Source organism: Avibacterium volantium, assembly GCF_049366555.1.
In the GTDB taxonomy this organism is placed as follows: Bacteria; Pseudomonadota; Gammaproteobacteria; order Enterobacterales; family Pasteurellaceae; genus Avibacterium; species Avibacterium volantium_A.
The window spans coordinates 75,371-88,555 of sequence record NZ_JBMMGT010000003.1 but is presented as its reverse complement, the minus strand read 5'-3'; the positions used below and the strand labels follow the sequence as shown (position 1 = coordinate 88,555).

14 protein-coding genes are annotated in these 13,185 nt (G+C 41.4%); 2 read left to right on the top strand and 12 right to left on the bottom strand.

Translation table 11 applies throughout. From position 1 onward, the window contains the following. Window positions 1–41: 41 nt before the first annotated feature. Window positions 42–2,624: a leucine--tRNA ligase gene (leuS, locus tag ACLS0A_RS01435; protein ID WP_416082115.1), complete on the bottom strand. Its 2,583-nt coding sequence runs from the start codon at window positions 2,622–2,624 to the stop codon at window positions 42–44. Window positions 2,625–2,935: 311 nt separating this feature from the next. On the opposite strand from leuS, the gene ACLS0A_RS01430 reads away from it, so the two are divergent. Further along, a complete protein-coding gene (locus ACLS0A_RS01430) occupies window positions 2,936–4,111 on the top strand; it encodes a hypothetical protein (RefSeq protein ID WP_416082114.1) in 1,176 nt (391 codons plus the stop codon). Between the two features lie 64 nt (window positions 4,112–4,175). Here the strand turns inward: ACLS0A_RS01430 and ACLS0A_RS01425 are convergent, their stop codons facing one another. The 7 genes from ACLS0A_RS01425 to purM form a co-directional block, all read right to left on the bottom strand. Then, on the bottom strand, window positions 4,176–4,805 hold the full coding sequence (locus ACLS0A_RS01425) for an HI_0552 family protein (protein ID WP_416082113.1): 630 nt from the start codon (window positions 4,803–4,805) through the stop codon (window positions 4,176–4,178). A gap of 3 nt (window positions 4,806–4,808) precedes the next feature. After that, window positions 4,809–5,630 (bottom strand): bis(5'-nucleosyl)-tetraphosphatase (symmetrical) ApaH, encoded by an 822-nt coding sequence (gene apaH, locus ACLS0A_RS01420; protein ID WP_416082112.1) that lies wholly within the window; start codon window positions 5,628–5,630, stop codon window positions 4,809–4,811. 4 nt (window positions 5,631–5,634) lie between these two features. Then, window positions 5,635–6,486, bottom strand: a complete 852-nt coding sequence (rsmA, locus tag ACLS0A_RS01415) for a 16S rRNA (adenine(1518)-N(6)/adenine(1519)-N(6))-dimethyltransferase RsmA (protein ID WP_416082111.1) — start codon at window positions 6,484–6,486, stop codon at window positions 5,635–5,637. An 84-nt stretch (window positions 6,487–6,570) separates the two neighbouring features. Then, window positions 6,571–7,515 (bottom strand): peptidylprolyl isomerase, encoded by a 945-nt coding sequence (locus ACLS0A_RS01410; protein ID WP_416082110.1) that lies wholly within the window; start codon window positions 7,513–7,515, stop codon window positions 6,571–6,573. Window positions 7,516–7,611: 96 nt separating this feature from the next. Next, window positions 7,612–8,154 (bottom strand): bifunctional pyr operon transcriptional regulator/uracil phosphoribosyltransferase PyrR, encoded by a 543-nt coding sequence (gene pyrR / locus ACLS0A_RS01405; protein WP_103853398.1) that lies wholly within the window; start codon window positions 8,152–8,154, stop codon window positions 7,612–7,614. 141 nt (window positions 8,155–8,295) lie between these two features. Then, window positions 8,296–8,934 carry a phosphoribosylglycinamide formyltransferase gene (purN, locus tag ACLS0A_RS01400; RefSeq protein ID WP_416082109.1) on the bottom strand — a complete coding sequence of 213 codons (639 nt, stop codon included), beginning with the start codon at window positions 8,932–8,934 and terminating at the stop codon, window positions 8,296–8,298. After that, complete coding sequence (gene purM, locus ACLS0A_RS01395; RefSeq protein ID WP_416082108.1) at window positions 8,934–9,971, bottom strand: phosphoribosylformylglycinamidine cyclo-ligase; 1,038 nt, start codon at window positions 9,969–9,971, stop codon at window positions 8,934–8,936. Before purM ends, purN begins: the two co-directional genes overlap by 1 nt. A 233-nt stretch (window positions 9,972–10,204) precedes the next feature. Between purM and ACLS0A_RS01390 the strand changes: the two genes are divergently transcribed. After that, the gene (locus tag ACLS0A_RS01390; protein ID WP_416082107.1) at window positions 10,205–10,672 is read left to right on the top strand and encodes a surface-adhesin E family protein; all 468 of its coding nucleotides are present in this window, start codon (window positions 10,205–10,207) and stop codon (window positions 10,670–10,672) included. Between the two features lie 109 nt (window positions 10,673–10,781). On the opposite strand, the gene ACLS0A_RS01385 is transcribed toward ACLS0A_RS01390, so the two are convergent. The 4 genes from ACLS0A_RS01385 to ACLS0A_RS01370 all read right to left on the bottom strand — a co-directional run bounded on the left by ACLS0A_RS01385 (window position 10,782) and on the right by ACLS0A_RS01370 (window position 13,182). Next, window positions 10,782–11,507, bottom strand: coding sequence for a TerC family protein (locus ACLS0A_RS01385; RefSeq protein WP_115249505.1), 726 nt, complete (start codon window positions 11,505–11,507; stop codon window positions 10,782–10,784). 70 nt (window positions 11,508–11,577) lie between these two features. After that, the gene (gene mutH, locus ACLS0A_RS01380) at window positions 11,578–12,246 is read right to left on the bottom strand and encodes a DNA mismatch repair endonuclease MutH (protein ID WP_416082106.1); all 669 of its coding nucleotides are present in this window, start codon (window positions 12,244–12,246) and stop codon (window positions 11,578–11,580) included. Window positions 12,247–12,276: 30 nt separating this feature from the next. Next, window positions 12,277–12,816 carry a methylated-DNA--[protein]-cysteine S-methyltransferase gene (locus ACLS0A_RS01375; RefSeq protein WP_416082105.1) on the bottom strand — a complete coding sequence of 180 codons (540 nt, stop codon included), beginning with the start codon at window positions 12,814–12,816 and terminating at the stop codon, window positions 12,277–12,279. Window positions 12,817–12,861: 45 nt separating this feature from the next. Beyond that, on the bottom strand, window positions 12,862–13,182 hold the full coding sequence (locus tag ACLS0A_RS01370) for a HigA family addiction module antitoxin (protein ID WP_330934410.1): 321 nt from the start codon (window positions 13,180–13,182) through the stop codon (window positions 12,862–12,864). Between the last annotated feature and the right edge of the window lie 3 nt (window positions 13,183–13,185).

Here is a 13,185-nt window from a genome sequence, read left to right as displayed (position 1 = left end):
CTCTTAATAATTCGTTCCACTCAATGAGTGGAGCGGTTGGATTATTTCGCGACAAAGCTAAATAACTTACCTGGTACATAGATGGTTTTCACAATGGTTAAACCGTCTAGGAATTTTTGTACATTCGGATCGGCAAGGGCGATTTCTTTAATGGCGTCTTCTGCCATATCCGCAGGCACAGTGATTTTCGCGCGTACTTTACCGTTTACTTGCACCACCACCAATTTTTCGTCATCAACCATTGCTTGCGCATCGGCTTTCACCCAAGGGGCGAAGTCAATAGCGTCTTGGTTGCCAAGCTCTTTCCATAATTGGAAACAAATGTGTGGGGTGATTGGGTAAAGCATTCTTACCACTGCATTTAAGGCTTCTGCCATTACCGCACGATCTTGCTCATCGTCCAATGGCGCTTTGGTTAATTTGTTCATTAACTCCATTACCGCTGCAATCGCTGTGTTAAAGGTTTGGCGGCGACCAATATCATCGCTCACTTTCGCAATGGTTTTATGCACATCACGGCGAAGCGCTTTTTGGCTACTGGAAAGTGCGGTTGGATTTAGCGCAGTTTTTGCTGGATTTTTGCTGTATTCAAACACTAAATTCCATAAACGGCGTAGGAAACGATTTGCCCCTTCTACGCCTGATTCTTGCCATTCCAAGGTCATTTCCGCAGGGGAGGCAAACATCATAAACAAGCGCACGGTATCCGCACCGTATTTTTCCACCATTTCTTGTGGGTCAATACCATTGTTTTTCGATTTAGACATTTTTGTCATTCCGCTGTGGACTAACTCGCGTCCTTCATCATCAATGGCACGGATAATGCGTCCTTTCTCATCACGCTCAAGGGTTACTTTTGTTGGTGATACCCAAATGCGCTCGTTAGTGTCGCTGGTGTAATAGAACGCATCAGCCAATACCATTCCTTGACACAATAATTTGTTTGCTGGCTCGTCAGAGTTCACTAAGCCCGCATCACGCAATAATTTGTGGAAGAAGCGGAAGTAAAGCAAGTGCATTGTGGCGTGTTCGATCCCACCGATATATTGATCCACAGGTAGCCAGTAATTGGCCTCTTCTGGGTTGAGCATTGCTTGGTAGAAGTCTGGGCAAGTGTAACGTGCGTAATACCACGAAGATTCCATAAAGGTGTCGAAAGTATCGGTTTCTTTCAATGCTGGTTGTCCGTTATAAGTGGTTTTTGCCCAATTTGGATCCGCTTTGATCGGGCTGCGTACGCCGTCCATTACCACATCTTCAGGTAACACGATTGGTAAATCAGCCAATGGTGCAGGTACAACTTCACCGTTTTCCAGTGTTAGCATTGGAATTGGCGCGCCCCAATAACGTTGGCGAGATACGCCCCAATCGCGTAAACGATAATTCACTTGGCGTTTGCCCACGCCCATTTTTTCTAATTTATCGGCGATGCCATTGAATGCGGCATCAAAATCCAAGCCATCAAATTCTGCTGAATTGATCAAAATACCGTGTTCGGTGTAAGCCTGCTGTGATAAGTCTAACGGGCTACCGTCTGCTGGCGTAATCACAGGATAAAGCGGTAAATCATATTTTTTAGCAAACTCATAATCACGTTCATCGTGGGCTGGCACTGCCATCACCGCACCTGTTCCATAGTGCATTAACACGAAATTCGCCACCCAAACAGGCACTAATTTTCCTGTAATCGGGTGAATGGCGTGAATGCCCGTTGCCATTCCTTTTTTCTCCATTGTGGCAAGCTCGGCTTCCGCCACCTTCGTGTTTTTGGCTTCTTGAATAAACTGTGCAAGTGCGGGGTTATTTTGCGCTGCTTTTTCTGCTAATGGGTGCGCAGCTGCCACAGCAAGATAAGACACGCCATAGAAAGTATCAGGACGTGTGGTATAAACTGTTACGGTTTCATCAGAATTTTCAATGTTGAAAGTAATTTCCACCCCTTCCGAACGCCCGATCCAGTTGCGTTGCATCGTTTTCACCATTTCTGGCCATTCTGGCAGATGATCTAAACCACCTAATAATTGCTCGGCATAGTCGGTAATTTTGATAAACCATTGTGGGATCTCTTTTTGTTCCACTGGGGTATCACAACGCCAGCAACGCCCCTCGTGGACTTGCTCGTTCGCTAACACGGTTACATCATTCGGACACCAGTTTACGCTAGAGCTTTTTTTATACACCAAGCCTTTGCGATAAAGCTCCGTAAAGAACCATTGCTCCCATTTGTAATATTCAGGTTTGCAAGTGGCAATTTCACGATCCCAGTCAAAACCAAAGCCCAAAATTTTGAGCTGATTTTTCATATAGTCAATATTTTCGTATGTCCATTTCGCAGGCGCAGTTTTATTTTTCACCGCTGCTCCCTCTGCTGGCAACCCGAATGCGTCCCAACCCATTGGCTGTAGCACATTTTTACCGTTCATTCGCTGATAGCGCGAGATCACATCACCAATGGTATAGTTGCGAACGTGTCCCATATGCAAGCGACCAGAGGGATAGGGGAACATTGAAAGGCAATAATATTTCTCTTTGCTCGGATCTTGCACCGCTTTAAATGTTTTATTCTCAGCCCAATATTTCTGCACTTCAGGCTCAATTAAATCAGGGCGATATTGTTCTTGCATAATGTTACCTTTAAAAAATTATCAAAAAATTGACCGCACTTTGCCCATTTATTACGGCGATTTTAGGCGGCATAGATGAATAAGAAAATGTGGTATAGGATAGCGTAAAATGGGGAAAATTGATAGAACTATTGCGAAAATTGCCCTCATCACACAATGACACTTTTTATACAATTCATACAATGGTAGTGTAATTGAACAAAATCATTTTTTGTTCTGAGAGCTATCTCACATTTTTTTAAGAAAAATCACTGTATAATTCTCCGATTCCCTGTGGTGCTTACTACTTTTTATATGGGGAAAATAAGGATATGCGACGTTGCTTTTCTTTTAAAATATTTTGTATTTGCCTTTTTTATAGTGTTCATTATGCTGTATTCGCTCAAAACGTCCTTTCGTTAGCAAAAGAAAAGGACGAGCTTACCTTATCTTTTCAGCTAGAAAATGCAAACAGTATTGTGTTAGATCAGGTTTTCAAAAAGAGTATCATTGAAAATAAAACAATCACGCAATCTGATACAGGCAATTTCACAGTAACTTTGCGTATAGCTCCTATCATTTCCGAAGATGATTACGATCCATTACGACTATATAGCAACGGTGAATTTTTACTCTATTCTCACTATTTATTTCCAGAAGAAATCATTACCAAGCAGGGAAAACATATAAAAAGAGATCAAGATAAAGACTATCCTAATATATTAATCAAAGAAGATCCTAAAAATTATGTTTTAGGGGAAAGATATGTGTTTTTTGGAAAGGTTGAAAAAATAAAAATTCTAGGATTGGAGAAAAACAAACCATTAAAAAATAAACTTTATCACCTTTCTAATGAAATATTCACTTATTATTCTACCCTATTTGGAAATTTAACTAAAAAATCTCCGATTATGATATTAGATTTTAGTGAGAATAAAGATCAATTTGGCTATAAAGGTGATGCACTGGGTAATTTTCTTTCTTATAATATTAATAATGTTTCTCAACTTAATTCAACGCAATATTTTGAACTTTATAAATTTGTCGCTCACGAAATCTTTCATATATGGAATGCTTATGAACATAAGCACGATAAATTTCCTTGGCTACACGAGGGAAGTGCTGATTATTTTGCCTTTAAATTCCTAGCTGACGTTGGTTATATCCCAAAAGAAAAGTTAGAAAAAATTAAAAACGCCTATATAGCAGGTTGCGATAAGTTTTATAAAAAGCCTAAATATCAAAATACGATAATGAACGATAGTAATAATGATTATTCTATTTATATTTGTGGTACGGCATTACATATTATTTTAGAAAAACTTGAAGATCCCGATGTTGTCGTAATGATTTGGAAAGAAATCTTTAAGCAAGACAATTATCAAGCAAATCATTTTTTAACGAAAATTCAAAATAATCCCTTTATTAAAGAAAAAACTAAGCAAGCACTTTTTGATTTTATCTATGTAAAGGGCGGAGTTAACCGCACAATAAATTTGTTAAAATAAAAGACCGCACTTTAATCATACTAAAGAAAATATCCCAAAATAACATTTTCTCTTACATTCTATTTTAACAATGACACTTTTCATATAACGGCTGTAAGGCTTGAATGGTTTGCACGATAAAATCCACCACCTCAATATGATCTAATTCCGCTTTTTCGAGATTTTTTCCAATACAGAAAAAATCCTGTTCGTCATTCAATAAAAAATCTTGTTCGGAAAGACACCGCACTTTGCGGAAATCGGCGTATTCACTTTCATCACCACGCCAAAAATCAAAATCGGCATACTGAGTTTGATCCAGCTGTTCAAACCATTGGTTATATTGTTGTACATTGATTTGAGAGCGATCGGCGCGATAGCAATGCCAATCAAGGCTCACTTGTAAACGGCGGCGGTTTAAAATAACCGATAAAATGGCGGCAGAATTTTTGTTAAATTCATATTTGAAATAAGCGAAAAAATGCGCCCGCACTTGCCAACCGTTACACCATTTTTCAATATGGGGATCAGCAAAAGGCGTGCCAAGGCGTTGAGCCACTTGCAAAATCGCCGTTTTCCATAAATTCCATTGCCGTTTGTAATCCGCTTTAATTTGCGGGATTTGCTCTGGGCAGAATTTTTTCATCTGGGCGAACTGGAAAAAAGGGAGATTGAACAGCTCGCAACTGGCAGAAGTAATCAGTTTTTCTTTCATAGGTTAAGTGTATTGTTTCATTGCGGGTTGAGTAAAATACTGTTTATCTTCCCAGCGTAACATTGTCATTCGGTTACCCCACACGCAGCCGGTATCAAGGGCATAAATATTGGCTGGGGTTGGCGTATCAACCAAGCTCGCCCAATGCCCGAAAACGAGATTTTCTGTTTTGAATAAAGGATTATCCAAGTTAAACCAAGGGGTTAGCTCAGAGGGGGCTTGATCCACAGGAGCTTTACAAGCGAAATCAAGGCGGTGATCATAATAGCAAAAACGCATACGGGTAAACACGTTGATAATGTAACGTAGGCGATCGATGCCCTGCAAATCAGGCGACCAGCGTTCAGGCTGGTTATCATACATCTGTTCGATCATTGCATAATAATCACCGTGGCGTAGCACTTGCTCCACTTCGGCAGCGCAGGCTTTTGCTGTGGTAAGATCCCAATCAGGCGAGATCCCAGCGTGAGTGAGTAAAAATCCTGCCTGTTGGTTATGAATAAGCAAGGGCTGCTGACGTAGCCAATCAATCAACTCGTGAAAATCAGGGGCGTTGAAAATGGCGTCCACGCGATCTTTGGGTTTGATTTTTTTAATGCCAAGTGCGGTGGAAATTAAGTGCAAATCGTGATTGCCCAGCACGGTGTGCGCCGCGTTGCCAAGGGATTTGACTAAACGTAAACATTCAAGGGATTTATCCCCACGCGCCACCAGATCGCCCACTAAATAAAGCACATCTTGGCTCGGATCGAAGTTTACTTTTTCCAACAAAGCGTGTAATTCATCATAACAGCCTTGCAGATCGCCGACTAAATAGGTTGCCATTATTTTATTCCGTTTCGTTCTGTGCGTTTTCCACCACAGGATTATCACACAGCCAGTTTGCTAATCTTGCATAATCGGCAATAGAAAGATTTTCTGCCCGCGCATTTAAATCAATCCCAAGTGCGGTGAGATTTTCCGCAGAAAATAGTGTAGAAAGTGCATTACGCAAAGTTTTACGGCGTTGATTAAAGGCTTGCGTACACACGCGATTGAGCCAGTATAAATCTTTCACTGGGTGCGGAAGCGTGCCGTGTGGAATTAAACGCACTACCGCGGAATCTACTTTGGGCGCTGGCTTGAAAGCTGTCGGCGGCACTTCCAATACCGGCATGACTTGGCAAAAATATTGCGCCATAATGGTTAAGCGTCCGTAAGTCTTGCTATTCGGTGCGGCGCAAAGACGTTTTACCACTTCTTTTTGTAGCATAAAGTGCATATCTTGAATTTGTTCGCAATAGTTGAACAAATGGAACATTAGTGGCGTTGAAATGTTATAAGGAAGATTGCCGAAAATGCGTAATTTCTGATTTTTTTCCGCTAAGTGCTCATCACGGTAAAGTTGCCCAAAATCAAATTGCATCGCATCTGTTTCAATCACATTCAACTTTTGATGTAAAAATGGGTGATGACGCAAACGTTCAGCCAAATCTCGGTCTAACTCCACAACGGTTAAACGCTCAACTCGCTCCGCCACAGGTTCTGTTAGCGCCCCCAAACCGGGGCCGATTTCTACTAAGAATTGATCTGGCTGTGGATAAATGGCTGCCACAATGCTTTGAATAATATTATCGTCTGATAAAAAGTTCTGCCCAAAACGTTTACGGGCGGTATGACCTAGATGTTTTCTTGAACTCATAATGATTTATCACTGTTAAAAAAGACACGCTATTATAAAACAAAAATCCCAGCATTGGGGCTGGGATTTCGTGATTGCTTCAAATTACTTGAAATATTTAATATTCGCTGTTTTACGCAAGGCTTTCATCCAATCTTGTGAGGCTTCACGCAGTTGTTGATTAACTAACTGTTCATAGGCTTTTTGCATATAAGCATCACGGGTACGATCCCCTTGGCGAGTGTCAGTAACTTCTAAAATATGCCAGCCAAATTCTGTTTTAAATGGGGCTGAAATGGTGCCTTTCTTCGTGCTTTGTACCATTTTAGCAAAGGGTGGCACATAGGTTTCTGGGAAAGCAAAGCCTAAACTGCCGCCATTCGCGCCAGATAAATAATCTTTAGAATATTTTAATGCGGCATCAGCAAAGGTGGTTTTGTGCGCCAAAATATCCGCACGAATTTGAGTTAATTGCGCTTTCGCTTGCACATCATTTAATAATGGGTTTAATTTCAATAAGATATGACGAACTTGGTATTCTGTTCCAGTTACTTTTTTCTCTTTACCCTGTGCTTTCGCTTGATCAAGCAATTTTTGCCCAAGTTCTTGCACTTCTTCTCGGGTTACATCAACACTTTTACCAATCGCCTGATTGCGCACTTCCGACATTAATAATTGATTTGCGATCTGTTGGCGATACTGATGATAGTTAATGCCTTGATAATCCAATACATCAAGTAGTTGTCCGTACGTCAAGCCATTGCGTGCCGCAATATCTTCCATTACACGATCAACTTGTGCGCTACTCACACTCACGCCAGAATCTTTAATGGCTTGATTAACTAAAATATCATCAATCACCGTATTTAATGCCGCCTCGCGATTTGCTTCTGTATTGGCCTTTTTACCTAAAGCAGTACGCACTTGGCTTTCTAAAATAGGGCTTCCATTCACGGTGGCAACCACGCGTTCTACAGCAGATACATTCGCTGAAAGCGCAAATAATCCCACCAAACCTACTAAAATCGCTTTAAAGTTAAATCCTTTCATATTTTCCATTTATTAGTTCAAATTATTTTACGTTAGAGTGTCAATTTGCCAAAAGGTTCATCGATTTAGTTTGATAAAACATTTTTTACACGACGTTTATTTTGATACCAGCGCAACTTCATAACATTGATCAAACTTCATCGTCCGAACTTGCACTTTTTCCGCACGACTGGTTGGCACATTTTTGCCGACATAATCGGCACGAATTGGCAATTCACGGTGTCCGCGATCCACAAAAATCACTAATTCCACTTTTGCCGCTCGCCCAAAATCAATTAACGCATCTAATGCTGCTCGAATGGTGCGCCCCGTGAACAACACATCATCAACCAAAATTACAATTTTATTTTGAATACTCACATAATTTGATGCACCGCTATACACAGGCGATTGGCTTTGCGGCTCAACATATTCCAAATCATCGCGATAAAAGGTAATATCCAAATCAAGGGAAGGCAGCTCTTTACCGGTTAAATCATTAATTTTACGTTTGATTAACTCTGCAATTTCCGCCCCACGGCGCTTAATTCCGACAATAATGAGGTCATTGAGATTTTGATGTTTTTCGATGATTTCGTGCGAAATTCGGGAAATGGTTCGCATAAATCGATCTTCATCAATCAGAATTTTTTCTGCCATTTATAAATCCTAAAGAGTAACTAAGTTATGATGAATTTTCGCTACTATACCAAAAATTCACAAAAAAATGACCGCACTTAATAAAATTCTTTCTCCGACAGAATAAGAAAAAGCACAAACTGAAGTTTGTGCTTTGTATCCTTAATCCATTGCATAACCTGCATTTGGCAGGCATTTGCCATCTAAATAGGCGCTGCCATTTTGAAGCGTTAAACGATCGGTAACAAACCAATTTATCACTAAAGGATAAATTTTCTGCTCCTGATATTTCACGCGCTGCTCAATATCACTGACTTCATCATCTGGAAAAATTGGCACTTTGGCTTGCAGTACAATCGCACCACCGTCCACTTCTTCATTGACAAAATGCACCGTTGTACCGTGTTCTTGATCGCCTGCTTCTAACGCGCGCTGATAAGTGTGTAAACCGGGATATTTAGGCAACAATGATGGGTGAATGTTGAGAATTTTGCCTGCAAAACGTTGGGTAAATTCGGCGGTTAGAATTTTCATATAACCGGCTAGCACAATTAAATCCGCACCAAGCTCAGCAATATAATCACCGATAGCCCGATCCATCGCTAGATTATCAGCGTAATCCTTGCGTTCAAAAAGTGCGGTGGGAATTTCAGCCATTTTTGCGCGTTGCAATCCATAAGCTGTTGCTTTATTGGCAATCACCGCACAAATTTGTGCCGCAATCTCGCCACCTTGGCAAGCATCAATAATGCTTTGCAAGGTTTGCCCTTCCCCAGAAATCAGTACAACGATCTTTTTCATTAACGAATAACAACCTGCTCTTCGCCTTCGCTCACACTCTCAATGCGCCCAATCTGCCACGCATTTTCGCCTGCTTTTTGCAATAACGCCAATGCGGTTTCCACCTGATCCTGTGGCAAGGCGATGATCATACCCACCCCGCAGTTGAAGGTGCGATACATTTCATAGCGATCGATATTACCCTGTTCTTGTAACCAGTTAAAAATCGCAGGCCACTGCCAGCTTGATTCATCGATCACCGCTTTCACATTATGCGGTAACACGCGCGGAATATTTTCCCAGAAGCCACCGCCCGTTAAGTGAGAAATAGCGTGAACAGGCACGTGTTTGATTAATTGTAAAATGGATTTAACATAAATTTTGGTTGGCGCTAACACTTGATCGGCGAAAGGCTTGCCATCTAATTCTGCGTTAGCAGGATCGATACCTGAACGCTCGATCACTTTGCGAATTAAGGAATAACCATTGGAATGCGCGCCACTTGAGCTTAATGCGATCAAGGCATCGCCCACTTTCACTTGGCTGCCGTCAATAATTTCTGACTTCTCGACCACGCCCACGCAGAAACCTGCTAAATCATAATCACCTTGATGATACATTCCCGGCATTTCTGCGGTTTCCCCGCCCACTAAGGCGCAACCTGATTGCTCACAACCATTGGCAATGCCTTTAATCACACTGGCTGCAACATCGACGTCTAATTTGCCTGTGGCATAATAATCTAGGAAAAATAGCGGTTCTGCCCCTTGCACCACTAAATCATTAACACACATCGCCACCAAGTCAATGCCGATGGTATCGTGTTTATTCAAATCAATGGCAAGGCGTAATTTTGTGCCAACCCCGTCTGTACCAGACACCAAAATTGGCTCTTTATACTTGCTCGGCAACGCACAAAGCGCGCCAAATCCGCCCAATCCACCAATAACTTCAGGACGTGTGGTGCGTTTAACATCAGCTTTAATTTTTTCCACTAACGCGTTGCCTGCGTTAATATCCACACCCGCATCTTTGTAACTTAATGATTGTTTGCTCACGATTTTTTCCTATATGACTTGAGTTACTGAAAATTGCGCGTATTGTAGCACGCCTACGCAATCGTTTGCGATAAATTTTATCACGTCGCTTTATTTTCACTCTTTATGTAAAGCTGATTTTGTGGAACAGCTCACAAAATCGTCTTTTTTTGTTAGAAATCCCCATTCAAATATGCCAGAATGATTCTAACCTAATCAACGAGCGTTCTTCCTCAGAATGTAAGGAGGTCAAAATGAAAAAATTAGGTTTATTGCTTAGCGTAATGCTACTTGCCGCTTGTTCTACTACGCCTACTTCACCGCCCCCAGAAGTCAAACTCGTTCTGCCAACCTTAACCAAAGCAGGCTATTTCAAATTAGCGCCGAATACAGAATATTATGTGGATACTCAATCGGTTTGGGTGGATAACGAAGACAAGCACTTAATTCATTTTGATGTGGTGATTAATTCGGATAAAGGCTTATTCGTGTATAAAGAGCGCCCAGAACTTTACGCACGCTCCGTGCGTCAATACAAAATTCTCAACTGTAATACTTATCGTCTTACCCAAGTTAGAACGGATTACTACAGTGAATTTTGGGGCGATGGTATCCGCGCCGCCTTACGCAAACAACAACGACACACGGTAAAATTGCAAAAAAATTCCACCCTTTATGTGTTAGGGCAAGTGATGTGCGCCAATATGTATCGAAAATGGTAAGACAATAAAAGTAAAATAAAAAAATTAGGGCTGGAAAAAGTAAAAAGAAGAAAAACAAAGTGCGGTGCAAATTTTCAGAATTTTTGTACCGCACTTCTTTATTTTAGCATTATGGGCGTTTAATCAAACGCTTACGCATTTTGATGTTGATCATTTCTACCACCACGGAGAAGCCCATTGCGAAGTAAATGTAGCCTTTTGGAATGTGGAAATCTAAGCCTTCACCAATTAACGCCACGCCCACTAAAATCAAGAATGAAAGGGCAAGTACTTTCAATGTTGGGTGCGATTCCACAAAATCGCCAATCGGTTTGGCAGCCAGCATCATTACGCCGACGGCAATCACAATCGCCAAAATCATCACGCCAATTTCGCTTGCCATTCCCACAGCAGTGATCACAGAATCCAGCGAGAATACAATATCTAAAATGGCAATTTGGATGAGTACGCTGAAAAAATTCACTTTTTTTGCCGCACTTTGGTCTTCGCCCTCTTCTTCTGGCGTCATTGCGTGGTGAATTTCGTGGGTGCTTTTCGCCACCAAAAATAATCCGCCCACGATTAAAATAAGATCACGTCCTGAAATTTGTTGCGAGAAAACTTCAAATAACGGCTCAGTGAGTTTCATTAACCAAGAAAGGGAAAGCAATAATAAAATACGGGTTGCCATTGCCAAACCTAAGCCGATTAAACGCCCTGATTGGCGTTGTTGAGCAGGCAAACGCCCTACTAAAATACTGATAAAAATGATGTTATCAATACCCAGCACAATTTCTAATGCGGTTAGAGTAAATAAAGCCACCCAGGCTTCGGGGCTGGCGATCCAGTCAAACATAATAAGTTCCTTATAGATTAAATCTAAAGCGAACAATAATATAGATTTCTGGCCTTAATGGAAAGGAAAATCAGCCATTTTGCTGAAATTGTTGCAGGATTTCGTGGGTGAAATTTTTGCGTAAATAAAAGCCGAGCGGTAAGGTGTCAATCGTCTCGCCATTTCGCCCAATGCCTTTAGTTAGCGCTTTGCTATTTGCGCCTTTGGGGCGAAGTTGCAGCACTTCACCAAGGCGCGCGGTGATTTCATCAAGACGACCAAATACGATATATTCCATTAGTTCTTCCCAATCTTGCTGCAAACGTTGTTCTTGCTCAGGTGAGGGCTGCCATAAAATAGGCTGCCCAATATGACGTTCAGCAAGGGGAATGGTGCGTTCACCCTCAATGGGAATCCATAGCACTTTGGATAATTTATGGCGAACGTGAGAAGATTGCCAAGTGATTCCGCTATTTTGAATCAGCGGCGCAAGGCTGACGAACGTGGTTTCAAGGGGGTTACCTTGTCGATTAATGGGAATGGTTTTGAGTTCAATGCCAAGGTGGGCAAAATCTTGTTCCGCTTTGCTGCCCGCGGTTGCGCCCAAGGCGGTTTCCAGCAGCATTCCCACCCAGCCTTTATCCCGTTTCAAATTGGGTGGCACAGACATATTCAGCTCCTTGGCAACTTCACCAAAAGTGAGTCCTGCCAGCGATTGCGCAAGGGTGAGTAGAGCTTGTTCGGAGTTTGGGCTATTCATAAAGTGCGGTGCTTTTTTATTAAATTTTTGTTAGCTTTGATACTTTTTCAATAATTTCTGTTTGACGTATTCCACGCCTTTATCTACATAAGCAATATTTTCTAACTGTAATAAATGGCGTTTGGCAGGCAACCCGCCGCCAAATCCCGTTAGCTGACGTGTTTTCCCTAACACGCGATGGCAAGGAATAATAATACTAATTGGATTACTTCCCACCGCTCCACCCACGGCACGCACTGCTTTCGGTTTGTTAATACGGTTGGCTAACTCGCCATAACTTGTGGTTTCACCATAAGCAATTTGGCAAAGCTGCTGCCAAATGCTTTGCTGAAAAGGCGTGCCTTGTGGATTAAGCGGAATCCTTGCAAAATCTTCTTTTTCACCATTAAAATAACGGGTTAATGTCGCCGAAACTTGCTCAAAGAGCGGGTGATTTTCCTGTAAAATCCATTTCGGATTTGGTGCAATTTGCTCAGCTTCTAAATCCAAATTGGTTAATTTGTTATCTTGGCTAATCATCAATAACCGCCCAATGGGGGATTGGTAATAGCAATAATAGATTTCGTACATGGGGAATTCTCTAAAAAATCGCATAAAAAAGACCGCACTTACCTTTTATACCGAAAAACTCGCGCGATAGTTAGCTATTTTCACCTTGTCTAAACTTTGTTGAAAACGTGCATTATGGTTCAGTTCCCACAAATCAAGGTTATTTTGCAAATTAATCCAAAATTCGGGGCTAGTGCCAAATGCTTTTGCCAATTTCACCGCCATTTCTAAAGTTACTTTAGAATGATTGTTTACTAAGCTACTTGCAGTATTGCGATGAACATCAAGGATTTCAGCAAGATCGCTTACTTTAAGATTAAGTGGTTGTAAAAATTCTTCTTGTAAGATTTCACCGACTGATGTGGGCTTGCGCTGTGTTGAGAACATCAT